The organism is Mesorhizobium sp. WSM4823, from assembly GCF_055811195.1.
On the sequence record NZ_JBVVQL010000006.1, the window covers coordinates 1 to 23,916 of the forward strand.

A 23,916-nucleotide genomic window follows, 5' to 3' on the forward strand; every position below is an offset into this window, starting at 1 on the left:
GGGCGCGGTTCGGCCCCCCCCGCGGGGCGGGGGGGGGGGGGGGGGGCGCCGCCCCCCCCCCCCCCGCCGGCGCGCGGGGCCCCCCCCCCCCCCCGGGGGGGGGGGGGGGGGGCGCGCCCCCCCCCCCACGGAGAGGGGACGACCTACGCGAAGGCCAAGCCGGATGAGGAATCGCCAGGGCGAAACCGACGAAGACCTGAAACCTTCAGCGGCGAAAATCGCCAGCGCACTGCGCGATTGCCCCTCTCCGTCTCGGCTTCGCCGAGCCACCTCTCCCCACTTCGTGGGGCGAGGAACCCAGATTTTGCGAAGACAGCAATAAAACGAGGAGTGGACGATGAGCAGGAAGACCGCCCCGAAGGCCAAGCCCAAGCCGCCGAAACTGGCGCCGCCTAGACTGGCAAAGGGCGAGGCCGAGCAGGTGCGCATTCGCAGGGAGATCGGCCATGATTTCGCGCTGAAGGACGACGCCTTCGGCCGCAAACGGCTGGCGGCGGGCACGCTGGAGGCTCGGCGCGTCTACGAGGTTTCCAATGACGGCCACACCGCGACCGGCGGCGTCGTACGCGTGCGCAATGTCGACCCGCTGAGCGGCATCACCTCGCTGTCGCGCCAGCAGCGCGAGGCGGGCATGCGCTACCGCGAGGGTTTTCGCGTCTCGCAGCAGGACGGCGTCAAGCCGACGGCGCTGACCGAGCGGGTCGACGGCGGACGCATCGGCGGCGGCGTTGCCGACAGCATCCTGTCCGCCGGCCGCGCCTATGCCGACGCCACCAGGGCGCTTTCGCATTGGGAGATAGCGGGCGTTGTGCAGAAAGTCTGCTGCCACGGCGAGACGGTGAAGAGCCTGGCCGAACAGACCGGCGAGCCGCGCGATGCTGTGTCTAAATTGCTCAAGATCGGGCTGGATCTGTTGGCGGTGCATTACGGGATGATGCTGATGCGGCGGCCGCGGTGAGGGCGGCCTGGGGAGTGCCGCATCGATGGGTGATCAGGCCAAGAGGCCAGCCTCGATCGGCCCAGGTCCTCCACACGTCCTCCAATTGAAGGGCGCAGGGTTCCCCATGGCCTGTTACGGTGCGCCATTGCTGGTAGATCGCAATGTTAAAGCCGCAGCTAGACCCGCATTTCGCAGACGACGCGCCGACGTCTTCGGCGCTGACCGGCTATGATGAGGACCACATGCTTACTTACATCCGGCTGCTCGATGCGTCGGCGGACGGGGCCGATTGGCGTGAGGTCGCCCACACCGTTCTGCACATTGACCCGAAAGAGGAGCCGGAGAGAGCATTCCGGGCCTGGGCGACGCATCTGGCGCGTGCCCGCTGGATAACTCGCAATGCGGCTTCGCGCCGGTCGCCACGATAGCTTGGATGACGCCCGAGTATTTTCCGTGGAACTGCCGTCCCGGTTTGCCCGTTTAGATAGGAAATCAACATGGGAAAGCGCTCGATGAACTCTTGGCAAATCAACACTTTGGAGGCGTGCTGCCTGCTTGCCGTTCCGCTGTCGCTTATCCTTACAGTCCTGGTGGCGAGTCTCATCCTTGGCTGAATGCTATTATCTCGCAGCTGTTTATCCGATTTATCCCGGCCATTCCGCCGAGCGTTCAGGCAGATTAGCCCACCTGTTGGGAAATCTACCTAGCGCTCCGAATCACACGCAGCACCCGTACAACCTCTGGCTTCGACCGAGCGTCAGGTCTTCGCAGTCGCGTTTACCCCCGCCTTGAATTTTGGCGGACTGTATAGTGCTTGGCGAAAACCTCGGCGGACAGGTCGAAGGCGGCGCGTTCCTTTTTGAGCTGCGCCAAGGGCCAGTTCCACCACTGGATTTCCAGCAGCGCAGCAACGGTTTCGTCGGAAAACCGGCGCTTGATCACCTTGGCTGGATTGCCGCCGACAAGCGTGTATGGCGCAACGTCCCTGGTCACGACGCTGCCGGCGGCGATAACTGCTCCGTCGCCGATGGTCACGCCTGAAAGGATGATTGCACGGGCTCCGACCCAGACATCATTGCCGACAAGGATCGGGCCTTTCGAAACGAGGTACTCCAGGTTCTTTTTCTGCCGGAAAATCCGCGACTGAAAAGGAAAAGTTGAAGCCGTATCCGTTCGGTGATCAGTCTGACACAGAAAGAGTGTCCCTGGTCCGATAGAACAAAATGCGCCTATCTCGACTGGTGATTCTGCCGTGCAGTTGAGGAATGTCCTACCGTGGACACCATAGGTTTCGCGTCCGATTTTAGCGTGACGCGAGATCGCTGCGGGATCGTTTCTCAGTCCCAGCCAAATCCGCAGTTTCTTGAAAGCCATCCCGGTTTACCACCTGGATACGGTGAGCCTGCAAGCGACGCCACCGTGTCGGTCTGCGCGATTACCTTAAATGTCATTCCTCAAGCTCTGCTAAGGGGTGGAGCATTGCTCAAGAGAGGGCATTTCGCAAGGGCGCCTTGGCCGCGCGGCGGATCGGCACGCCCGCCAACACGAGGATTTCCGCGTCTCGCAGCAGGACGGCGCCAGGTCGATGGCGCTGACCGAGCGCGTCGAGTACGATCTGTCCTTCAATTGTTGAAGCCGATGTGGGGTGCTGAGTGCCCCTCAATCCTTCGCCCGCTCCACATATGCACCGTCCGCCGTCATCACCACCACGCGGGTGCCGGCGCTGATATGCGGCGGCACTAGCGTGCGCACACCGTTGGACAGGGTTGCCGGCTTGTAGGAGGAGGACGCCGTCTGGCCCTTGGTCACCGGCTCGGTCTCGACCACCTCGAAAGTGGCGCGCTGCGGCAGCACGAGTGAGATGGCGATGCCATTGTACTGCGAGATCTGCACCGCCATGCCTTCCGTGAGATAGGGCGCCATCTCGCCGACCACGCTTTCCGACACCGCGACCTGGTCGTAGCTTTCCGGGTTCATGAAATGGAAGCCTTCGCCGTCACGGTAGAGGAAGGTATGCTCGCGCTCCTCGACATAGGCGCGCTCGACCTGCTCGGTGGTGCGGTAGCGCTCCGAGACTTTCACTCCGTCGGAGATGCGGCGCATGTCGAGCTGGGTCACCGGCGTGCCCTTGCCGGGATGGATGTTTTCAGCAAAGAGGATCACATAGAGCTTGCCGTCCTTTTCGACGACATTGCCTTTGCGTAGGGAACTGGCGATGACCTTCACGGGCTTTATTCCTAAGAGCGTTGACTGGCCTGGAAGCGCCGACTGGCGCAAATCGGCTGCGGGAGCCGTCTGGTGCGGCCTAGCGCATCTTGGCTGCAATCGCCAGTCCTCGATGCAAATCCTGTCGTCATGACCGCCGCCTCGCCCTGGTGGACGCCCGATGTCCACACCGACCGCCGGCCGCGGCTGATCCTGCGCAATGCCATCACTGCGGCCCTGCGCGATTGGTTTGCCCGCCGCGACTTCGTCGAGGTCGAGACAGCGGCGCTGCAGATCTCGCCCGGCAATGAGGCGCATCTGTCGGCCTTCGCCACCGAGGCGATCGGGCCGGACGGGCAGCGCCAGCCGCTCTATTTGCACACTTCGCCGGAATTCGCCTGCAAGAAGCTGCTCGCCGCCGGCGAGAAGCGCATCTTCAGCCTGAGCGCCGTCTATCGCAACCGCGAGCGCGGCCCCTTGCACCATCCGTCCTTTACCATGCTCGAGTGGTACCGGGCTGATGAGACCTATGAGTGCCTGATGGAGGATTGTGCCGGGCTCGTCGCGCTGGCCGCCGAGCGCGCGGGCACAAAAATTTTCTCCTTTCGCGGCCGCGAGGCCGATCCATTCGCCGAGCCCGAACGGTTGAGCGTCGCCGAGGCTTTTGCGCGCTATGCCGGCATCGACCTGCTGGCCACCGTCGCCGCCGACGGCAGCACCGATCGGGAGGCGCTACACGCGGCCCTGATCAAGGCTGGCTTACGCACCGCGCCCGACGACAATTGGGCCGATCTGTTCAGCCGGGTGATGGTGGAAAAGGTCGAGCCGGCGCTGGGGCAGGGGCGCGCCACCATCCTCCATGGCTATCCGATTTCAGAGGCGGCACTTGCTCGGCCGAGCGCCGATGACCCGAGGGTTGCCGAGCGCTTCGAGCTCTATTGCTGCGGCGTCGAGCTGGCCAACGCCTTCGGCGAGCTGACCGACGCCGCCGAGCAGCGCCGGCGCTTCATCCTCGAGATGGACGAGAAGCAGCGCATCTATGGCGAGCGCTATCCGATCGACGAGGATTTTCTGGCAGCGCTTGAGATCATGCCGCAGGCCAGCGGCGCCGCGCTCGGCTTCGACAGGCTGGTGATGCTGGCAACCGGGGCGAGCAAGGTGGAGGATGTGATGTGGACGCCGGTGGCGGGGTGAAAGTCAGCGCCTGTCCGCGCCGGCCTCGATAATTATGTGCTGGCAGACATTGTCGAGGTCGCGAATGACGTCGTCATTCCAGAAGCGCAGGATGGTCCAGCCGCTGCTCTTCAAATAAGCGCTGCGTGCCGCATCGCGCTCAAGGTGTTCAGCGTCCGCGTGCTGGCTGCCATCGACCTCGACGACCAAGCGGTGTGTGGGACAGGCAAAATCAACAATGTAAGGTCCGATCGGCACCTGCCGGCGAAAGCTCAGGCCCATCAATCGATGGGCGCGAAGCTCGTTCCAAAGTTTGAGTTCGGCGTCGGTCATGACGCGACGCATCGATTTTGCGTTCTTGCGCTGACGTGGCGGAACGAGATCGTGACCCATCAGGCACCCTCGTCTTCGTGATTGGCGAAGTCATGAGTGACGGCCGATCTCCCCCCTTGCGGGGGAGATGCCCGGCAGGGCAGAGGGGGTGCTGTCCCTCCGGCCTATCAACGAATTGCTGCCACGTCCTCTGGCTGGTTCCGGGTTGCCAATGGGTCACGTCGAAAGTTGGCGATCCTTCCCACCCCCCTCTGTCCTGCCGGACATCTCCCCCGCAAGGGGGGAGATCGGCTGTCATCGACGCTTTCGCCAGCCTTGCCGTGGTTTCCATCCCTACCGCCCCATCAGCAAAGCGACGATGAGCTGCTGCAGATTGCCGCGCGGGGCGAATTCTACCCGGTCGAAATCGCGGCTTGCCTGGCGCTGCGCCTGGGAGAGTTCGGCAAGCCGCCTGGTCATTTCGGTCCTGATCTTTTTGCAGCCGGGATCGTCGGGGACCGACAAGCCGATGGTGGCCGTCTCGATCTTGCGGACCATGTCGACGATGATGTCGCCATGCACCTTTTCGTGAGCGGCGAGGCCGGCGGCAAAAACCTCCCAACTTTTCTGCACGGCGGCCGGCAGCGGCCCGGAGGTTTTGGGCAAGGTGTAGGTTATGATGAGCTTCGGCCGCGCCGACACCAGCACGCAGGCATTGCCTTGTCGCTGATAATCCCTGACCCAGGTCAGCTTGAAATTGGTGTAGGCCATGGCGCGGACCTTGCTCTTGCCGATCGTCGGCCCCCGCTCGCCCATCGAGGCATGGAGCTGGGGACCGGTCTGCCCTGAAACGGCGTAGGTCTCGACCTTTTCGATCGGCTTCCATCCCGCCTGCGCCGGCGACGCCAGCAAACAGGCCAGGAGCAGAGACGTCAGAACGGCTGTTTTCATGCGAATCCCCCGAGGCGATGCGTTTGGTGCGCTAGATCATCAACGCGTGGCCGGAATGCGGTCAAGGCGCCTTGCCGTAAACCTCGGCTTCGCATTTCGCGTCGAATGAACCAATCAACGGCGATGTGCCGCAAACTCAATCCGCTTGGCGGGCTCGTTTTGAAATCTTCTCGCTCATTTAATTCTATAAACTCACTAGAGTTATATGCATAAGCCGTTTTGCGAGGAGACCGAAATGTCAAAAAAGCTGGTGGTGGGGCTGTCGGGCAACCTGACCCGTCCGTCGAAGACCAAGGCGTTCATCAGCCATATCGTCGCCGAGGTGGCGAGCAGCACCGGTGCAGCCTCGACCGTTTTCGACATCGAGGATCTCGGCCAGTCCTTCCCGCTGGCACGGCGCATCGGCGATCTCGATCCGCTGGCCAGGAGCATCGTCGAGCGATTGCTAGGCGCCGATGTCCTGGTGGTTGGCTCGCCGACCTTCAAAGGCAGCTACACCGGGCTTTTCAAACATTTCTTCGACCTGCTCGACCCGTCATCCCTGAGGGGAAAGCCGGTCATCCTTGCTGCGACCGGCGGCGGCGATCGTCATTCGCTGGTGGTCGAACATCAGCTGCGGCCGCTGTTCGGTTTCTTCGAGGCACTGACCCTGCCGACCGCGATCTACGCCTCCGACAAGGACTTCGCCGACGGCGTGCTGGTCTCCGAAGCCATCCATTCTCGCGTCAGGCAAGCGGTCGCCGAAGCATGCCGGGTGGCCGGAACGCCACGCAGCGTCGGTCTTGCCGCCTAAACACCGGTCAGCCGATTCCCTTTCCGCACAGCACAGAAGGAACCCGCAATGACCAGACCCAGCAAGTCCAGGCAGATCAAGCTTGGCGCCTTCCTGCCCGGTGGCGGACAGCATATCGCAGCCTGGCGCCATCCTGACGCGCCGGCCGACGGCGCAACGAATTTCGAGTTCCACAGGCAGCTCGCGCTGACCGCCGAACGCGGCCTGTTCGACGCCTATTTCCTCGCCGACAATCTGACCGTTGGCCTCGGCGCCCGCGAAGGCGGCAATGCCAAGATCGCCGGGTTCGAGCCGGTGACGCTGTTTGCCGCATTGGCGCCGCTCACCACCCATCTGGGCTTCATCGCCACCGCCTCCACCACCTATGAGGAGCCGTATACGCTCGCCCGCAAATTCGCTTCGCTCGACCTTCTGTCGAATGGCCGGGCCGGCTGGAATGTCGTGACCTCGGCGGGTGACGACACCGCGCGCAATTTCAATCGCGACGCCCAGCCGAACCACGCAGAACGCTATGCCCGCGCGCATGAGCATGTCGAGACGGTCAAGGCGTTGTGGGACAGCTGGGAAGACGATGCCTTCATCCGCGACAAGAAGTCGGGGCGCTTCTACGACAAGGACAAGCTTCACGACATCGACCACAAGGGCCAGCATTTCAGCGTCAAAGGCCCGCTCAATGTGCCGCGCCCGGTGCAAGGGCACCCGGTGGTGGTGCAGGCCGGGCAGTCCGAAGACGGCCGCAAGCTCGCCGCCCAATCGGCTGAGGTCATCTTCACCGCCCATCAGAACCTGGCCTCGGCGCAAGAATTCTATCGCGACATCAAGGCGCGCGTGAAGGCTGCCGGCCGCGATCCCGGACAGGTGCTGATCATGCCTGGCGTAGCGCCCTTCGTCGGCCGCACCGAAGAGGAAGCCCGCGCCAAGTACCAGCAGCTGAACGAGCTGATCCTGCCCGAGGATGGCGTCGCCCTGCTCAACGGGCTGGCCGGCCAGACCCTCGACATCACCGGTTATCCGCTCGACGGACCGCTGCCGCCGAGCAGGGAAACCGAAGGCATGAAGAGCCGCCAGGCGCTGATCCGCCAGATTGCCGACAAGCACAACTTCACCATCCGCCAGCTCTACCAGTGGGTGGCGACGGCACGAGGCCATTACACCGTCATCGGCAGCGCGGTGCAGGTCGCCGATCAGCTGGAGGAATGGTTCGGCAACGAGGCCGCCGACGGCTTCAACATCCTGCCGCCATGGCTACCTGGTGCGCTTGACGATTTTGTCGACCTAGTGATTCCCGAGCTGCAGCGCCGCCGCCTGTTCCGCACCGCCTATGAAGGTAGGACGCTGCGCGAGAATCTCGGCCTCAGGCGGCCGGAAAATCCCTGGACCGCCGCCCGCTCGAAGGTGCTGGCCGCCGAATAAATTCTTTAAGCAAAGGGCAAGACGATGAGTTTGCAACACGTCGAGCAGCCGGTCACGATCGCTGCACATGACGGCAGAACCAGCGTTGGCGTCGATTTCCCGCGCCTGGTCAACCGGACTGTCGGCCGCTTCTTGTCCCGTTACGGCATCCTGCTCGCCTTTCTCGCCATCTGGCAGGTTTCGAGCAGCGCGGGATGGGTCAACGCCGCGGTCTTGCCGCCGATCGACACGATCGTCGCCGCATTGTGGAGCGGCCTGGCCGGCGGCACCTTGCTTGGCGACATCGCCATCAGCCTGCAGCGCGCCGGCCTCGCCTTCGCGGCGGCCGTGGCGGTCGCTATCCCGCTCGGCCTGTTCATGGGCCAGGTGCGCGCCGTCGAAACCGCGCTCGATCCGATCCTGCAGGTTTTCCGGCAGACCTCGGCGCTGGCGCTCTATCCGGTGTTCATCCTGCTGCTCGGGCTGGGGGAGGCATCAAAAGTCTTCGTCATCTTCTGGGCGACGCTGTTTCCGCTGCTGCTCAACACCATCAGCGGCGTCAAGCAGGTCGATCCGAAACTGCTCGAGATGGCCCGCGTCTATGGCGCCGCGCGGCTCACCGTGTTTCGCCGGGTGGTGCTTCCGGGTTCCGTCCCGTCGATCTTCGTGGGCTTGAGGCTGAGTGCGACCACGGCGCTCTTGCTGCTGATCGCCTCCGAAATGATCGGCGCCAACAAGGGCATCGGCTTCCAGGTGATGAACGCGCAGTACAACTTCCAGATTCCGCTGATGTTTGCGGCGATCGTCATCCTCGCCGGCCTCGGCCTGATCGCCAACCAGGCGCTGGTCAGCCTGCAGCGGCGGCTCTGCCGCTGGAGCGATCCCATCGACTGACCAGCTTTCACCATCCTCTCCAACAGGCCATCCTCCAACAGGCCATCCTCTTCCAACAGGAAAGACCGGACCATGCCAATCACTCGCCGTTCCCTGCTTGCCGGCGCTCCCTTTGCCGCCGGCATCGCCGCCGCCGGCCTGCCCCGCTTCGCCGTTGCGCAAGCCGCGCCGGTCACGTTGCGCTACCTCGCCAGCCGCGGCAGCATTTCGCCGCATGAGCTGGCGGACGAGCTCGGTTATTTCAAGGATTTCGGGGTCAAACTCGAGAATGTCGGCTACTCCGGCGGCGGCCCGGAATCGCTGTTCGCGCTCGCCTCGGGCAGCGTCGATCTCGGCTCGGCCGCAACCGCTGCGGTGATCAATTCGATCTCCGGCGGCAATGACTTCGTCGCCGCCTATCCAAGCAACGGCATCAACAGCCAAGTGCGCAGTGTCTTCTACGTGCTGGAAGACAGCCCGATCAAATCGATCGCCGACATCGCCGGCAAGACCATTGCGGTCAACACGCTCGGCGCCCATCTCGACTACACCGTGCGCGAGGCGCTGCACGGCATCGGCCTGCCGCCGAATGCCGCCAACCTCGTCGTGGTGCCCGGGCCGCAGCTTGAACAGACCTTGCGGTCGCGCCAGGTCGATATCGCGGCACTGGGTTACTGGCAGGCGACGTTTGCCGGCGCGCTGGTCGACAATGGCGGCGTGCGCGGTGTGTTCAACGACACCGACGTGCTGGGCGAACTGGCCGGCGGCTTCATCGTCCTGCGGCGCGATTTCGTCACGGCGCATCCGGATGGCGCCCGCAATTTCGTCGAACAGTCGGCCCGCGCCGCCGACTGGTCGCGTCAGAACCTGGACGAGGCGCGCAAGGTGCTTGCGGCCATCCTCGACAAGCGCGGCGAAAATGGCGCGCTGGCGCGCTATTGGACCGGCTTCGGCTTGCGCGAAGGAGCGAAGGCCGACGACCGCGACATAGATTTCTGGGTCAGCGTGCTCGAGCGCGACCGCCGCCTGCCCAAGGGCAAGCTGAAAGCCGCCGATATCCTTTACCGGCCCGGCGAAACGAAAACCAACTGACCGGGAGACTGCGCGATGGCCAGCAAGAGCGGCGGCGAGGTCACGATACGCGACCTCTCCAAATCCTTCACCCTCAGTGGGCGCCCGCTTGCCGTGCTGAGGGCGCTGAACCTCGATATCCGCTCCGGCGAATGTCTGGTCATCGTCGGCGCCAGTGGATCGGGCAAGACCACGCTGCTGCGCATTCTTGCCGGGCTCGAGGATGCCGACAGCGGCGGGGTCGCGATCGACGGCAAGCCGGTCCATGGCGTCGGCGCCGAGCGCGCGGTGATCTTCCAGGAACCGCGCCTGCTGCCCTGGCTGACAGTGCTCGGCAACGTCGCCTTTGGCCTTGAAGTACGGGGCGTGCCAAAGGCGGAGGCCGAGGACAAGGCCCGCTTCTATACCGCGCTTGTCGGCCTGGCCGATTTCAGCGATGCCTATCCGAGGCAGCTTTCAGGCGGCATGGCGCAGCGCGTCGGCATCGCCCGGGCTTTGACCGTGCAGCCTGAAATCCTGTTGCTCGACGAGCCGCTAGGCGCGCTCGACGCCATGACCAAGATCGGCATGCAAGAGGAACTGGCGCGCATCTGGAGCGAAGAGAACGTCACCATGGTCATGGTCACCCATGATCTGGAGGAGGCGATCTATCTTGCGGACAGGGTGCTGATCCTGCCCCGGGAGAAAGGCGGCAAAGCACGGTTGGTCGACGTTGAACTGCCGCGCCCGCGCGATCGCAGCGAAAGCCGGTTCGTGCGCTACCGCGAAGAACTGCTGCGTGAGTTTGGCCTGCACTGAGACACAGCGGGCACTGAGACACAGCGGGCACTGAGGCAGCGGGTGAAAAGCGCGTGCGCCGTGTCCTTACTTCTGCGCCGCCACGTTGGAGAACAGCGCGCGCTCGACCAGCGGCTCCAGCGTTTGCGCAAAGGGCGTCGCCATATGGTGGCGGTCGCGGTAGGCCAGCTTGCCGTCGATGAAGACATGGCATGTCTTGGCGTCGCAGAACCGATCGGTCATATCGATATAGGTCGCGTTGGGGACGGCGCGCACGATGTCGCGCTCCACCGCGGCCACCGCGTCGTTGGCGGCGTCGGTTCGCGGCGCGTCGCATACCGAGGGCGTCTGTCCCCGCCACAGCGCGCGGGCCACGCAGGTGTCGACAAACATCCCGTTGAACGGCACATCGCGGATGAAGGCGACTTTCAGCCCGGCCTGGCTGAACGCTTCCAGCGTTGCGCGCAGGCCGGCCCGCCAATCCTGATCAAGGCTGTCGGATTGCTGCGCCTCGGGCGACAGTTTGCGCGAGCTGGTAAGCGAGATCTCCGAGATCACCACCAGGCTCGGGCGGAGCGCGACGATCTCCTTGATCGATTGCTCGCGCCATTGATCGCACTCGGTGTAGTTGCGCTTCAGCTTTGAGCTCCACACCGTCAGCCGCGAGGCCCGGCAGGCGGATTTGAGCCAGGTGACGACCTTGTAGTCGTTCTTCTTCGCCGCCTCGATCAGCGGCGTCGACCAGTGATCGGCATGCGAATCGCCGAACAGCGCGATCGACTGTTCGGCATCCTTGGCGCCGAACACGCAGGGCTTCGGCGTGACGGTCTCGTAATCGAGAACGCAGCCCGCCTTGGCGCGCGCTGTGGAGGGCTGTGCGGCCGTTTCGGCAATGATGCGTTGTGAAGGGTCGAGATCGTGCACGGCAAGGCGCGCATTGGCATAGGTCGCTGCCACGCTGGCGCCGGTCAGCATTGCGGCGGGGACAAGCGCACGCGCCGCACTCGCCATCAGCCAGCCGTTGCGGCGGATCGGGTTCTCGATGAAATTATAGGTGAAGATCGACAGTGCCAGCGTCAATGCCGCGCAGGCAAGCCGCCCGGGCCAGGCGAGGTCGGGAACCATCATCGTCGCATAGACGATGACCGGCCAGTGCCAGAGATAGAGCGAGTAGGAAAGTTTCCCCACCCATTGCAACGGCGGCAGCGCCAGCACGGCGCTGGGGCCTCTTTGAGCATTGCCGGAACCGCTGAGCAGCAGGAGCACGGTGCCGGCCACCGGCACCACCGCCGCGAGGCCGGGGAAGGGGGTGTCCTGTTCGCTGAAGGTGAGATAGGCCGCGGCGATCAGCGCCAGGCCAAGCCATGCCAGTGCTGCGCCCAATTGTGGGCGCTCCCGCCAGAATTTTGCCGGCGCCATCGTAGCCAGGCCGCCGGCGGCGAATTCCCAGGCCCTGAGCGGCGAGAAATAGAAAGCCCAGGGCTGCGACACGGTGGTGAGCCAGGCGCAGACGGCGAACGACACCACGCCGACGAGCCCGATCACCAGGATTGCCGCGCCCTTGCCCGGGCGCAGCCATGCGGCCAGCAGAAGGAGCCCAGGCCATACGAGATAGAACTGCTCCTCGACCGAGAGCGACCAGAAGTGGATGAAAGGGTTGTTCGCCGCATCGGGGGCGAAATAGTCGAACGACCAGCGGATCAGCCAAAAATTGATCGCATAGGCCGAGGCGTACATGGCGCCTTTCGAATAGAGCGACTGTTCGTCCGGCGACAGGATGAAGTAGCCCGCGACCAGCGTAACGAGAATGACGAACAGCGAGGCCGGCAGCAGGCGCCGGGCGCGTCTTGCATAGAACCGCCACAGGTTCAGCCGGCCGTCCTCGGCGATTTCGCGCAGCAACTGGCCGGTGATCAGATAGCCGGAGATGACGAAGAAGATGTCGACGCCGGTGAAGCCGCCCGGCAGATCCGACAGGCCGAAATGGAACGCGACGACGCCCGACACCGCCAGCGCACGCAGCCCTTCGATATCAGGCCGGAACGATGCTGACACGGCGAAACCTCGTGTATGTCGTTGAAAAGCCCACCCGTTGCGAAGAATCGACGCGATGCGCTGATATTGCAATGCAACAAATTTAACGCAGTGCAACATAAGTGGATTCGCGGCGTGCAGAGCAGTGTGCTCGCCGGCGCGTGCATGACGAGCGCCGCGCCAGCGCTGGCATTCTGTTTGCACTGCGGCGGCCGATTTTGAGCAGAAGCAGAAAATCAACCCGGCGCGACCATGGCGTTCGTTCCGCACCGCGGCGATGCAGTGTCTGCCGTCATCCGCGTGCGCAATTCAGAGGTGCCGGTTTCCGGAGGCTCCGGCTTGCAGGATCGGGGAGCCGCGCGGATCATGGCAGGCGGCTCCCCGGCGATCACGCCTTTTTCAGGAATTCGGTTTTCAGCACCAGGCCCTTCACTTGCTTGGTGTTGCACTCGATCTCGCTCGGGCTGCCGGTGAGGCGAATGTTCTTCACCAGCGTGCCGCGCTTAATCGTTTCCGACGTGCCCCTGACCTTCAAATCCTTGATCAGGGTCACGGAATCGCCCTCGTTCAGCTGGGCGCCGTTGCTGTCTCTTACGATCGCGTCTGTCATATCTGGGTCTTTCAAGGGCCGGTCCAGGGACTATCCGGCGGATGGCGGCCAGGTCAAGCATACCGGGCAGCCACGTTGCCCATATCAGGTGCTTCGGCTATTGACCGACAGCCAATGCCGGCACAGGTCAAACGGAGCCCGACCATGACAGGGAAGACCATCCTCAAATTCGGCACGGTCGAAAACGCCGAGGCGGGCGATCTCGCGGGCTGGGTCGTGGTCGACGGCAACCCAACCATGAAGACCGCCGTCCAGCACACTACCGAGGACGGCAAGGTCATGTCGGGAACATGGCAGGCTACCCCCGGCACCTACCACGCGACCTACAGCGACTATGAATTCGTGCACATGATATCAGGCCGCATCATCATCACGCCCGACGGCGGCGCGCCCGTCGAAGTCGGTCCCGGCGATGCCTTCGTGGTCGAGGCCGATTTCAAGGGAACTTGGAAGATCATCGAGCCGGTGACGAAGCATTTCGTCGTCAGGATCGCCTGAGGTCGAGAGCGAACAGAGCAATCCCATCACGGACTAACGCGCCGCCGCCAAGCAGTTTACCCCCGGGATCTGTCGATCCCCGGGGCACCGCAAGCGTGGGACGGCCGAATAAAAGGATAGAGCCCCATCCACTAGGGATGGATGAGACTCTAAAAATTGAAATAGATCGCTGGCGGATACGGACTGGACACATCCTTGCCGGCCGGCGCTGCTATCGCGCTGGGCCATGCGGTGATCCCGCCGGTGGACTTATTGTCGAGCAGCGGCCGGACTTTCTCGGCTGTGGCCGCTTTCGCATCGGTGGCAACGACTTTCGTTTTAGCCTCCACGGTTTGCGACAGTGGGAGCACGGCGAGAAGTGCAGTCAGAGCAAGTTTCATGACAAGTCCCTCCATGGTTAACGTAAGGTTAACCCCGGCAGCCGGCTCGAACACGGCCGCTGTGTGGAAGGGCGTGGAATTCTGTGGAATTCCTGGAATATCGGCTTGTCGAAAAGTGCGACCCGTGGAGAACGCAGCAGGTGCCGGCGCGTGTTAGGCTCGCAGCTGCATCGGGCAGCCGAAGCCCGGAACGGCGCGGCCGAACACGGACATCCAGTCGCGCTTGGCCGCTCAATGTCGCGGCCAGCGCCGGTGTGAGATCAATCCTTGAAGCCGGTGGAGTCGAGCAGGGCGACCTGCTTGCCGTCAATGTAAAAGCGTATCACGTGCGCGCCACCGTCGACTTCGATGCGCGTCGGCTCGATGGCAGGCTTAGCCTGCTTGCCATATGTCGCTGCAGCGCGCGAGCCGGCAGCAGCTCGCGACGGTCCGTCCGGCCCCAAGATCAGCAGCAGCAGTGCGGCGGAGCCAGCCGCAACGGCAGTGAAGGAGATTTTGGGAGAAGCATTCCAGGACATCGAATTATTCCTTCCTTGTTGAGGCGGCATCTTGTGCTGGTTGCGAGAACTCACTTCGCCGTCGTTCAAATGACTGAGGAAGGGGGTTGGCGTTCAAGCCTACATAGCGTGAGTTTCATATGATTTGCCCTTGCCCTCCGCGACCTTAGCGCCGCTTGCCGGGGCGAAAAGGGCAGGCGCGTGGAACGGCATGGAATTCTGCGGATTTCCTGGAATATCGACTTTAGGAGAGGTCCGGCCCGCGATGAATGCGGTGGGAGCAAGTGCTGGCACATGTTATGCCTTGCGGTGGCATAAAGGGGCACGTGGGATGGCACAGCATATCGCGCAGAAGTTACGGCTGACTGTGGCTCTGCTGGGAACCGTCAGCCGCAAGGACCTTGCGGCGGCGTTCCGGGATGTCAACCCGAACACGGCGTTCGATCTCGGCCGTGCCGACAAATGGCTGCAGGGCCGCGCCCAGCCACGCCAGCTCAGCGTCTACGACGATTGGTCGAAGCTTCTCAAGCTGGAGCAGCCCGGTGCCTGGATTGCCCAAAGCGATCTGCCAAGCTTTACCGCCGCGATCTGCGCCCGACACGACATCGACAAGAAGGAACTAGAACGTCGTGCCGGCGCGCAGCTCGAGGCATCATATGGGCATGAGGAGCGAAGCTTCGGATTGGCCGTTGCCGGAACCTATGCGTGCTATTCGCATGCTTTGTCGCCCTATTATCGCGGCCAGCTGATCAGGGGCAGCCTGTCGATAGAGACCGGGCCGGGGGCGCACGGGCTGACCGCCACCTATCGCGAGGTGTTGCCGACCGGACAACTGCTGGTCGGCGGTCCGGTGAGCCCGGCAAAACGCGGCCTTTATGCGCTTCTGAAGGAAACCGGCGGCGATGCCCATTTCTTCCTTTGCCTGTTCCCGCACTCGCGGCCGGGAAGCGTGCTTGGCGGCTATATGTGCGGCGGCGCCATCATCGGTCCGGAGCCGCAACCATCCCTGACCAGGATCCTGATCGTCCGCTTGCGCGATCCGACGCCCGAGGCCTGGGGCGGATATCTGCCGCCCGGCGGGTCGATCGCCAGGGATTTGGCGTCGCTCGGCGTGACCGTCGAGCAGCCGGAAGCGGTCGACCGGCAGCTGGCGCAATTCCTCGTGGCAGACAGCAAGGACGGCGGTGCCAGCCAGATCCCACCGGCCGAATTCCGCGCCATTCTCGACGTGTTCGACCGGCATTGGCTGAGCCATTCGGACTAGGCTGGAGCTCGTCCTCTGCCTCTGCGGAACCGATCACTACCTCAGTTGTTGTGTCCGGCGACCAAAGCGCCCGTCCGGCTGTCCAGTTGGGCCGCCAAGCGCCCGCCCTTGCCGCTCGCGTCTTCGAACTCGCCGGCGCGAAGAGGCGAAAGTTGCACGCCGGCTCAACATGCCCGATCATGGCCATGGCAGGGCGGAGGTATCAAGTGGCGGCCAATCCTCGAAACGGCATGCGACCCGCCGAGCCCGTGCTGATGGGCATGGTTTCCCCTGCCAGAACCCTCCCGCGCATGTCACTGCCCACCGTCGCGACTGTCGTGGCGGCGGTTGCGGCGCTGTATTTCGGGCGCGAGGTTTTCCTGCCGATCGCAATCGCCCTGCTGCTTACCTTCGCGCTCGCGCCTATGGTTTCGGCACTCAAACGAGTCGGCCTCCCCCGTCTCCCGGCCGTCATCGCCAGCGTGCTGAGTGCATTCACGGTCCTTGCGCTGTTCTCCTTCATTGTCGCCACTCAGGTCAGCGAACTGGCGCAGAACATCCCGCTTTACCAGTCGAATATCCTGACCAAGGTCAGGTCCCTGAAGGAAACCGGCGTCGGCGGTGGCATCATCGCCAGGCTGGGCGGCGTGATCGAACGCGTAGGCCAGGAACTCGACAGACAGGAAGCCTCACCGCCTACCGCAGATGAACCAGAGCGCGAGCCGGTGCCTGTCGAGATCATCGCGCGCGAAAGGCCGCTCCAGGTTCTTCAGAACCTGATCGGCCCGCTGATCAGCCCGCTAGCATCGGCCGGCCTGATCATCGTCGTCGTCATCTTCATGCTGCTCGAGCGCGAGGACCTGCGCGATCGTTTCATACGCCTCGTCGGGTACGGCGATCTTCATCGGACCACCGAGGCGCTCCAGGAAGCGGGCAAGCGGGTCGGCCGATATCTACTCATGCAATTGGTGGTGAACATCATCTATGCCGTGCCGATTGCATTCGGGCTTTGGGTTCTGGGCATACCGAATGCGATGCTGTGGGGCCTGCTGGCGTTGGCGCTGCGCTTTGTTCCTTATATCGGCCCGATCGTTGGTGCGTTGCTGCCTTTGTTCCTAGCGCTTGCCGTGGCTCCCGGTTGGTCGCTCGTGCTGTGGACCGCCGGTCTGTTCGTGGCCATGGAAATGCTAACCGGCAACGTCGTCGAACCATGGCTCTACGGTTCACGCACCGGGCTTTCACCATTGGCCATTATCGTTGCGGCTATCTTCTGGACCTGGCTTTGGGGGCCGCTGGGCCTGGTTCTGTCGACGCCGCTCACTGTCTGTCTCGTCGTGCTCGGCAGGCACGTGCCGCAGTTCGAATTCCTCGACGTCCTGTTCGGCAACGAACCTGTGCTCGAACCCCATGCCCGGCTCTACCAACGGCTGTTGGCCAGCGATCCAGAGGAAGCCACAGATCACGCCGAGGAGATCCTGGAGGAAAAATATCTGTTCGAATTCTATGACAAGGTCGCCATTCCCGCACTTCTGCTCGGCGAACAGGATCGCGTGCGGGGCGTCATGGGCGATGAGCAAAGACGGCAGGTGGCGGCCAGTGCGCAGACGCTGGTGGCGAACCTCGACGACAGCGCACAGGAAGAAGCAGAGGAGGAGGAAGACCCAGCCGCCGCCGAGGAAACCGGCTCGCGCAAGGACAAGGAGACTCAGGGGGAAGGCGAGGACGACATCGAGTTGCCTGATGGAACGGACAGGTCGGTCCTGTGTGCCGGCGGACGCGGCGAACTCGACGATGCCGCCGCCGCCATGCTGGCGCAGGTGCTCGAAGTCCAGGGGGCGACGGTATCGAAGGCGAGCTTTGCCGACATGGAACCGGCGAGCATTCGCCGGCTTAAGCTCGACGCTGTCGACACCGTTGTGGTCGGCTTTCTGAACCGCGACTCAGTCAAGCACGCCCGTTTCCTGGTTCGTCGGCTGAAACGTGTCAAAAGGGCGTTACGGGTGGGCATCGTGTTCTGGTCGGACGCCGGCGACGCCAGCGAGACAGCCGTCAAACTGGCCAATGACATCAACGCCGATTTTGTGGCCCATGGCATGGTCGATGCCGTGTTGGGCGCGTTGTCGAGCGATCCGCCCATCGCCCTGAAGGCCGCTGCCAGGCGCCGCATGCGCCGTCGGCCGCCGGCCGCCAAGAAAGCGCCACGTGCGGCTGCAAAATAAGGCTGTAGTTCGCCCTCAGGTCCAGAAGTAGCGAACCGTGTGAAAGAAAACCGGGGCGGCGAAGACCAGGCTGTCGGCGCGGTCCATCATGCCGCCATGACCCTCGATCAGATGGCCCCAATCCTTCACCCCCTGATCGCGCTTGATGGCGGAGGCGACCAGCCCGCCAAGGAATCCCATCAGGCAAGCGACGAAGGCGACGGCCGCTGCTTGAAGCGGCAAGAACGGCGTCAGGAACGACAGCAAAGCGCCAAGCAGGCTAGACGTCGCCAGCCCGCCGACCAGGCCCTCCCAGGTTTTCGACGGCGACACCTTCGGCGACATCAAATGCCTGCCGAACAGCTTGCCGAAGATGTATTGCAGCACGTCGCTGCCTTGCACGGTGATGATCAGGAATGCGATCAGCAACAGATTGCGGCCCTCGAAACCGGCCACCTCGAGTGTCAGCAGCGCCGGCACGTGGCTGACGCAGTAGACCGAGATCATGACGGCCCATTGCTGCGCCGAGACGCGCTCGAGAAAGCGTTCGGTGTCGCCGTGCAGCGCAGTGATCGCCGGCATCAGCAGAAAGCAGTAAACCGGGATGAAGATGGTGAAGAGGCCGTACCAGGCGGTCCATACCAGCCAGTACTGGAACGGGATGATGATGCCGAACATGCCGAGCAGCACCCAGTGGTCGCTGCGGCGGCTGTGCGTCAAAGTCACGAATTCGCGCAGCGCCGCAAACGAGATCAGCGCGAACAGGATGGTCATGCCGGAGCGGCCGAAGAAGAAGGCGACGGTGATCGCCACCACCATCACCCACCAGGCGTTGATGCGCTGGTTGAGGTTGATCAGCGTCGGGGACAGCGGCTTCGGCGCGCGCCACGACAGAATGCCGGCGACCAGGCTTGCCGTGGTCAGCACCGCAGCGAGGCCGACAACCAGAATAAGGGTTTCGTGCATTGGCATGTTGTTCTAGTCGTCTCTTAGGGGTCGCATGATGGTTTTCGGAAAACCGGATTCCACTTTTCCGCATCATGCGCTGGCGGGCGGGGGTTCAGCGCAAGCAGTGTTTGGCGGGCGCGGTCGAGAAAGGCGCGGCGTTCCTCGCCGGGCGCAATCGCGATCGGCGCGCCGAAGACGACGCGGCAAAGCAGCGGCACCGGCACGAACTGGCCCTTGGGCAGCACCCGCGACATGTTCTCGATCCAGCACGGGATGAGTTCGACGTCGGGCCGCGCCATCGACAGATTGTAGAGGCCGGAACGGAACGGCAGCAGCGGCTGGTCGGTCATGTTGCGCGTGCCTTCGGGAAAGACGATCAGCGAATGACCCTCGTCGAGCACCGACAGCATGATCGAAATCGGATTCTGCGCCTCATCGGTCCACTGCCGGTGAATGAGCACGGAGGACAGCATGTCCTGCGCGATGAAACGGCGCAGCCGCGATTTTCCCCAATAGTCGGCGGCAGCGACCGCGTGGGTGCGGGCGCGCTCCTTCTCACTGAGGCAGGCCGACAGCAGGATGAAGTCGCCGTGGCTGGCATGGTTGGCGAAGTAGATGCGCTGCCGGTCAGACGGCTGGCTGCCGTTCCAGATCGGCCGCACGCCGGTCACCGCCCAAGCCAGCGCCGACAGGCCTACCGAGGTCACGGTCTGCAGCAGGGTGAAGGTGCGAGTGCCGAGCTTGCTCATCGGCTGGTTCAGATAAAGGCCGCGACGAGGGACGCCGCCCCGAACAGGCCGATCGCGATGCGCTGCCTAGCCAGCAGGCGCTGGGTGCCCGCCATGCGCCGGTCGAGCGAGCGGCCGCCGGCAGAGGGAGGTTTCAGCCGCATGCGCGCCAGCACCTCGTCGACCGCGGCTCCGGCTGCGGCCTCGCTGGCGTGGCTCGCCATCAGCCGGAACAGCAACGCGTCGAAGGCAAGCAAAGCAGAGTAGGCGAGGGTGGCCGCCGCGCTCGCCGCCGCGATCAGCCAGGCCGCGGCCGATATGGGCGTTGCCTGCGGCCCGGCCACCGCGCCAATGATCGGCGCGGCCATCAAGGCGGCCGCCAGCAGCAGAATCGGCCACGCCGCCTGCACCATCAGCGCGGCTGCGAACGCCTCGGCCCTGTCCTGATAAGCGTCGCTTTTCATGCCGGCTCGTCCACCCCGATGTGAAGATGCACCGGCCGGCCCGATGCCGCGAGCCGCTTGTGCGCCTGCGCCGGCGTCGGCGAGCGTCCGGTGGCAACCAGCCATTCGGCGACGACGCCGGCGCTGCGCTGGAAACCGAGCGCGCAGCAGACCAGCACGGTGCCGTGGCTGCGAGCCGCCTCGATCGCCGCCACCGCTTGCGCTTGCGCCTCCGGCGACGGCGGCAAAAGATCGACCATGGCGATAGCAGTCCAGCGACAGGTCACGCCGCACGGCCGTTCCAGCTCGCCGGCAAGATCGATCACCGTGCCGAAAGTGTCGGCCTCGGCGGCCGTCGGAAAGCGGCCGAGGAAGACGCCGTCGGCAACCGCGATCTGCGCCGGCAGCTTGCGCGTCCATATCGATACATTGATCCTGGCGCCAAGCCGGTAGGGCAGCAGCAGAATACGACTGGCCAGCGAGACGCGGCCGTCGGCCGCTTTCTGGAACACCTTGGCGCCGGCCCCGGCATAGGCGAAGGCCACGATGGCCAGCGCCAGCGCGGGCCACAAAAAGATGAGCCACAGCGCCGAGACGAAGGCGCCGGCAACGGCGCCGGCCAGCGCCAGGGCTGCGCCAAGCGCATAGAACCGAGCCAGCAGCCTGGCCCTGGCATCAGCCGTCAGGTGAAAACCGGCGAACGGCAATTTGTCGTCGCGCGGGAACAGCCATAGGGCGAAAAAGCCAAGCAGCGCGCCGGTCGGGATATCGATGACATGGTGCTGCCACGTCGTCAGTACCGAGGCGCCGATCAGCAAACACCAGGCGTGCCAGACGATGCCGGCCATGCCTTTGAGCCGATGGCGCCAATGATCCCAGATGATGACCAGCAGTGCGATATGCAGCGACGGCGCCTGGTTGAACGGTTTGTCGAAGCCGCCGAGCACCGCGAACATGAAGCCCGGCAGGCCCGATGTTTGCGGCCGCACGAAGGTCGCCGTCAGCGGAAACAAGATGAAGCAGGCGACGGCGATGATCTGAGCGGTGAGATAGCGGCCGGCGAGCCGGTCGACGCCGCTCTTGGTATCGTTCAACAGCAGCGACAGACCGTAGAACAAGTTGATCGACCAATAGGGTACGATGGTCCAGGCGATGAATGGGACGGAGCGCTCCCAGGCGAAGACGACGCTGCCGACATCGTCGCGCTGCGACGCCAGCCAGTTGGCGAAGCCATAGGTCGCGTAAAAGGACGGCGCCAGAAACGCCAGCCACAATGCCGCCCGCAACACGATTCCGGCGTACGGCTCGCGTGCGGGGGCAGAAGTGGCAGCGGCGGCGCCAAGGATCGGCACCATGCTCAGACCCGCCGCGCGACGGAAACGGTGAAGATGCCCCATTGGTCGATGCGCTGGTCGAGTTTTTCGAAGCCGGCCGCGGTCACCAACTGGTCCATCTCGCCCTGCGTGCGCCGGCGCATCACCCAGGCCTGGCCGCCGCGATGCGAGGTCAGGCTGCGGGCGATCATTTCGAGCTGCGGATGCCAGGGCTGGTTGGTGTAGAGAAGCAGGCTGCCAGGCTGCATCACCTTGGCCAGCCCGCCCAGCGAGCGGGCGATCATGGTGTTGTCGGAAAACAATTCGTAAAGCCCGGAGACGATGGCGAGGTCCGGCGCCGGCTTCAGCCCGGCAAGCATTCGGGCGTCGAAGGCGTCGGCCTGGTGGAACGAGACGCTGGTCGGCAGGTGCCGCTCGGAGATCAGCTTGCAGCCGCGCGAAACGTTGAGCTCGGAAAAATCCTGCAGCCTCACGCTGGCCGGCGGCGCCGCGCATTTGGCGATGGCATCGAGCACGTAGCGGCCGTGGCCGGCGGCAATATCGACGATATGGACCGGCCGGCCGCCGGCTTGAAGCCTCTCGGTGGCGCTACCGATCAGCTCTTCCAGATTGAGCTTGCGCTGGCGGATACCGCGCCAGCCGATGGCATCGAGAAAGGTGCGGTCAATCATGCGGCCGAGCGCGCTGCTGCCCCGCGCCTCGTTCTCGTAGACATAGTCGAGCGTCGAGCCGGAATCGAAGCCGGTGGCAATGCCTGTTTGCAGGCCTGATGATAGCCAGGCGCCCATGCGGATCGAGGCACGGCTCATTGCCCAATAGAGGCCCTTTGGCGACAGCAGGGCGAGCGGCGAGGCCAGCCGGTCGGCCTCGTCACGTGTATAGCCAACGCGGTCGGCTGCGGTCAGGTCGACCGACTTCTCCGGTGCCGCGAACTGTCTTTCGAGAAACGGCTTGATCAGGTCGAGCGCTTGGCTGCGGTCGCGTTCGCCCAGCGTGTCGTGGAAGAAGCCGGGCAGCACATGCCGTTCCTTGGCCGGGCTGGCAAGATCGACGAAGAATTCGTGCTGCGGTGCGTGCCGCACCACCCAGTCGCTGCCCGAGATCAGCAGTTGCGTCGGCACGGTGATGGCGCGGGCATCCGAGACGATACGCGCGGCGTGGTCGTAGAGCTCAACCAGGATGTTGGAAGCGATCGGCCGCGTGATCAGCGGATCGGCCTCGAAGGAGGCAATGCGCTCGGGATCATGCGTCAGGAACTTGGCCTTAACGTAGGAATTGACGAAGAAGCGCCCCTTGATCTTCTGCCACAGCGCAATCCCTTGCTTGGCGAAGGGCACATAGAGCTTGACCGAGAAGGCCGGCGAGGCCAGCACCAAAGCCCGAATCTGCGGCGCATAATCATGCGCCCAGGCGGCGGCGAGCACGGCGCCGAAGGATTGCGCGATCAGCGCGATGTCACGCTGGCCAAAACCGTCCTTGCCGATCTCGCGCACGAAACAATCGATGTCGCGCACAAGTGCTGCAAAGGACGGCGCGTAGCCGCGCTCGCCGGCCGAGCGGCCATTGCCGCGCGCGTCCCAGGCGTAGAAGGCATGATCGGGCATGTCGAGTTCGTCGACCAGATGCGCCATGCGGCCGCCATGCTCGTGGCCGCGGTGGAACAGCAGAACCGCGCCCTTGGCGGGTTGCCCGACAGCCGGCCAGTAGCGGTAGAAGATCTCGGTGCCGTCATGGCTCTTGAAGGCGCGCTCCTGCCCCACCCGCTTGAGGTTTGCCAAAGCCGCGGCGGCGGCGATCGTCTGTTCGTGAAGCATGGTTTCCCCTGGCGGACGCGACCGGAATTTCAGTCGCCGCTCCCGTTAAGGCCGCTGCGTATCCGGTTGATGGCGGTCACCAGCGAGAGTGTAGCCATTGCCGGAAACACAAACGGCGCGATCGCCGCGATCCACAGTCCGCAGGCGATGAGGAAGGCGATGATGCCGAGCGCCAGCGCCCGGTCGCTCTTGCCGAACGGCCCGGCATAATTGCGCCCCGTGCCCGCCGCTATGCCGAGCACGCCGGTGAACTCCACGATGATCGCCGCGATGGCGAAAGCGACGACGCCCCAGCCTGGGAAAATGGCGGCAAAGGCCAGGATCAGCGCGAGGTCCGAAACGACGTCGCAGAGTTCATTGAGGTACATGCCAAGCTTCGAGGCCTGACCATGCTCCCGCGCCAGCATGCCGTCGATGGCGTTCAGCGCCATGCGCGCAAACAGCACCACCGGCATCAGCAGGAAGACCGCGCGATGGCCGGCAAGAGCCGCGACCAGAATGCCGGTGGCGACCGATAATGCGGCGGCCAGCAGCGTGATCTGGTTGGCGGTGACGCCGGCCACGGCCAGCCGGTCGGCGAGCGGCCGCAGCTTGGCCTGGAACGCCGGTTTCAACGCATAAAGTGTCGGCATGTGCGGAACCCCCCGACATAGTGCCAACGACGATGATCAATTGACGCCCGAGACGCAAGGGCTGCGAGCG

The 23,916-nt window shown here is 64.0% G+C and carries 25 protein-coding genes; 11 read left to right on the forward strand and 14 right to left on the reverse strand.

Annotation, left to right across the window (positions count from 1 at the left end; translation table 11 throughout):
* Nucleotides 1–337 precede the first annotated feature (337 nt).
* Both AC0L26_RS16875 and AC0L26_RS16880 read left to right on the forward strand, forming a co-directional pair.
* Nucleotides 338–958: a DUF6456 domain-containing protein gene (locus AC0L26_RS16875; protein ID WP_473633561.1), complete on the forward strand. Its 621-nt coding sequence runs from the start codon at nucleotides 338–340 to the stop codon at nucleotides 956–958.
* 143 nt (nucleotides 959–1,101) lie between these two features.
* Nucleotides 1,102–1,368: a hypothetical protein gene (locus AC0L26_RS16880; RefSeq protein ID WP_473633563.1), complete on the forward strand. Its 267-nt coding sequence runs from the start codon at nucleotides 1,102–1,104 to the stop codon at nucleotides 1,366–1,368.
* Between the two features lie 349 nt (nucleotides 1,369–1,717).
* Here the strand turns inward: AC0L26_RS16880 and AC0L26_RS16885 are convergent, their stop codons facing one another.
* Nucleotides 1,718–2,314, reverse strand: a complete 597-nt coding sequence (locus AC0L26_RS16885) for a CatB-related O-acetyltransferase (protein ID WP_473633564.1) — start codon at nucleotides 2,312–2,314, stop codon at nucleotides 1,718–1,720.
* Nucleotides 2,315–2,599: 285 nt separating this feature from the next.
* Nucleotides 2,600–3,166 carry an elongation factor P gene (gene efp, locus AC0L26_RS16890; RefSeq protein ID WP_354487799.1) on the reverse strand — a complete coding sequence of 189 codons (567 nt, stop codon included), beginning with the start codon at nucleotides 3,164–3,166 and terminating at the stop codon, nucleotides 2,600–2,602.
* Between the two features lie 129 nt (nucleotides 3,167–3,295).
* Here efp and epmA point away from each other — a divergent pair, with 129 nt between their 5' ends.
* Nucleotides 3,296–4,339: an EF-P lysine aminoacylase EpmA gene (gene epmA / locus AC0L26_RS16895; protein ID WP_473633853.1), complete on the forward strand. Its 1,044-nt coding sequence runs from the start codon at nucleotides 3,296–3,298 to the stop codon at nucleotides 4,337–4,339.
* A 3-nt stretch (nucleotides 4,340–4,342) separates the two neighbouring features.
* Here the strand turns inward: epmA and AC0L26_RS16900 are convergent, their stop codons facing one another.
* Together AC0L26_RS16900 and AC0L26_RS16905 are read right to left on the reverse strand one after the other, a co-directional pair.
* Nucleotides 4,343–4,711 carry an endonuclease domain-containing protein gene (locus AC0L26_RS16900; protein WP_473633565.1) on the reverse strand — a complete coding sequence of 123 codons (369 nt, stop codon included), beginning with the start codon at nucleotides 4,709–4,711 and terminating at the stop codon, nucleotides 4,343–4,345.
* Between the two features lie 273 nt (nucleotides 4,712–4,984).
* Nucleotides 4,985–5,581: a DUF922 domain-containing Zn-dependent protease gene (locus AC0L26_RS16905; RefSeq protein WP_352937539.1), complete on the reverse strand. Its 597-nt coding sequence runs from the start codon at nucleotides 5,579–5,581 to the stop codon at nucleotides 4,985–4,987.
* Nucleotides 5,582–5,816: 235 nt separating this feature from the next.
* On the opposite strand from AC0L26_RS16905, the gene msuE reads away from it, so the two are divergent.
* The 5 genes from msuE to AC0L26_RS16930 all read left to right on the forward strand — a co-directional run bounded on the left by msuE (nucleotide 5,817) and on the right by AC0L26_RS16930 (nucleotide 10,508).
* Nucleotides 5,817–6,374 (forward strand): FMN reductase, encoded by a 558-nt coding sequence (gene msuE, locus AC0L26_RS16910; protein WP_354487805.1) that lies wholly within the window; start codon nucleotides 5,817–5,819, stop codon nucleotides 6,372–6,374.
* Nucleotides 6,375–6,422: 48 nt separating this feature from the next.
* Complete coding sequence (locus tag AC0L26_RS16915; protein WP_473633566.1) at nucleotides 6,423–7,787, forward strand: LLM class flavin-dependent oxidoreductase; 1,365 nt, start codon at nucleotides 6,423–6,425, stop codon at nucleotides 7,785–7,787.
* 24 nt (nucleotides 7,788–7,811) lie between these two features.
* A complete protein-coding gene (locus AC0L26_RS16920) occupies nucleotides 7,812–8,660 on the forward strand; it encodes an ABC transporter permease (RefSeq protein WP_473633567.1) in 849 nt (282 codons plus the stop codon).
* Nucleotides 8,661–8,732: 72 nt separating this feature from the next.
* The gene (locus AC0L26_RS16925; RefSeq protein ID WP_473633568.1) at nucleotides 8,733–9,731 is read left to right on the forward strand and encodes an ABC transporter substrate-binding protein; all 999 of its coding nucleotides are present in this window, start codon (nucleotides 8,733–8,735) and stop codon (nucleotides 9,729–9,731) included.
* 15 nt (nucleotides 9,732–9,746) lie between these two features.
* Nucleotides 9,747–10,508, forward strand: a complete 762-nt coding sequence (locus AC0L26_RS16930) for an ABC transporter ATP-binding protein (RefSeq protein WP_473633569.1) — start codon at nucleotides 9,747–9,749, stop codon at nucleotides 10,506–10,508.
* Between the two features lie 66 nt (nucleotides 10,509–10,574).
* On the opposite strand, the gene AC0L26_RS16935 is transcribed toward AC0L26_RS16930, so the two are convergent.
* Complete coding sequence (locus AC0L26_RS16935) at nucleotides 10,575–12,542, reverse strand: acyltransferase family protein (RefSeq protein ID WP_473633570.1); 1,968 nt, start codon at nucleotides 12,540–12,542, stop codon at nucleotides 10,575–10,577.
* A 367-nt stretch (nucleotides 12,543–12,909) separates the two neighbouring features.
* Nucleotides 12,910–13,131 (reverse strand): alkylphosphonate utilization protein, encoded by a 222-nt coding sequence (locus tag AC0L26_RS16940; protein ID WP_473633571.1) that lies wholly within the window; start codon nucleotides 13,129–13,131, stop codon nucleotides 12,910–12,912.
* Nucleotides 13,132–13,275: 144 nt separating this feature from the next.
* On the opposite strand from AC0L26_RS16940, the gene AC0L26_RS16945 reads away from it, so the two are divergent.
* Nucleotides 13,276–13,629, forward strand: coding sequence for a cupin domain-containing protein (locus AC0L26_RS16945; protein ID WP_473633572.1), 354 nt, complete (start codon nucleotides 13,276–13,278; stop codon nucleotides 13,627–13,629).
* Between the two features lie 149 nt (nucleotides 13,630–13,778).
* Here the strand turns inward: AC0L26_RS16945 and AC0L26_RS16950 are convergent, their stop codons facing one another.
* Nucleotides 13,779–14,009, reverse strand: coding sequence for a hypothetical protein (locus AC0L26_RS16950; RefSeq protein WP_473633573.1), 231 nt, complete (start codon nucleotides 14,007–14,009; stop codon nucleotides 13,779–13,781).
* 260 nt (nucleotides 14,010–14,269) lie between these two features.
* Entirely contained in the window at nucleotides 14,270–14,527 is a 258-nt protein-coding gene (locus AC0L26_RS16955; RefSeq protein ID WP_473633574.1) for a hypothetical protein, read from the reverse strand.
* Between the two features lie 310 nt (nucleotides 14,528–14,837).
* Between AC0L26_RS16955 and AC0L26_RS16960 the strand changes: the two genes are divergently transcribed.
* Nucleotides 14,838–15,770, forward strand: a complete 933-nt coding sequence (locus tag AC0L26_RS16960; protein WP_473633575.1) for a hypothetical protein — start codon at nucleotides 14,838–14,840, stop codon at nucleotides 15,768–15,770.
* A gap of 206 nt (nucleotides 15,771–15,976) precedes the next feature.
* Nucleotides 15,977–17,968 carry an AI-2E family transporter gene (locus AC0L26_RS16965; protein WP_473633576.1) on the forward strand — a complete coding sequence of 664 codons (1,992 nt, stop codon included), beginning with the start codon at nucleotides 15,977–15,979 and terminating at the stop codon, nucleotides 17,966–17,968.
* Nucleotides 17,969–17,983: 15 nt separating this feature from the next.
* Here AC0L26_RS16965 and AC0L26_RS16970 read toward each other — a convergent pair whose 3' ends face one another.
* From AC0L26_RS16970 to AC0L26_RS16995, 6 genes are read right to left on the reverse strand one after another with little or no spacing between them, the layout of a single operon-like run.
* Complete coding sequence (locus AC0L26_RS16970; protein ID WP_473633577.1) at nucleotides 17,984–18,913, reverse strand: phosphatidate cytidylyltransferase; 930 nt, start codon at nucleotides 18,911–18,913, stop codon at nucleotides 17,984–17,986.
* A 23-nt stretch (nucleotides 18,914–18,936) separates the two neighbouring features.
* On the reverse strand, nucleotides 18,937–19,644 hold the full coding sequence (locus AC0L26_RS16975) for a lysophospholipid acyltransferase family protein (RefSeq protein WP_352937560.1): 708 nt from the start codon (nucleotides 19,642–19,644) through the stop codon (nucleotides 18,937–18,939).
* An 8-nt stretch (nucleotides 19,645–19,652) separates the two neighbouring features.
* Nucleotides 19,653–20,087 carry a hypothetical protein gene (locus AC0L26_RS16980; protein ID WP_473633578.1) on the reverse strand — a complete coding sequence of 145 codons (435 nt, stop codon included), beginning with the start codon at nucleotides 20,085–20,087 and terminating at the stop codon, nucleotides 19,653–19,655.
* Nucleotides 20,084–21,421 (reverse strand): phosphatase PAP2/dual specificity phosphatase family protein, encoded by a 1,338-nt coding sequence (locus tag AC0L26_RS16985; protein WP_473633579.1) that lies wholly within the window; start codon nucleotides 21,419–21,421, stop codon nucleotides 20,084–20,086. Before AC0L26_RS16985 ends, AC0L26_RS16980 begins: the two co-directional genes overlap by 4 nt.
* Nucleotides 21,422–21,423: 2 nt before the next feature.
* Nucleotides 21,424–23,214 carry a bifunctional alpha/beta hydrolase/class I SAM-dependent methyltransferase gene (locus AC0L26_RS16990; protein WP_473633580.1) on the reverse strand — a complete coding sequence of 597 codons (1,791 nt, stop codon included), beginning with the start codon at nucleotides 23,212–23,214 and terminating at the stop codon, nucleotides 21,424–21,426.
* 29 nt (nucleotides 23,215–23,243) lie between these two features.
* Nucleotides 23,244–23,846, reverse strand: a complete 603-nt coding sequence (locus AC0L26_RS16995) for a CDP-alcohol phosphatidyltransferase family protein (protein ID WP_473633581.1) — start codon at nucleotides 23,844–23,846, stop codon at nucleotides 23,244–23,246.
* Nucleotides 23,847–23,916 lie beyond the last annotated feature (70 nt).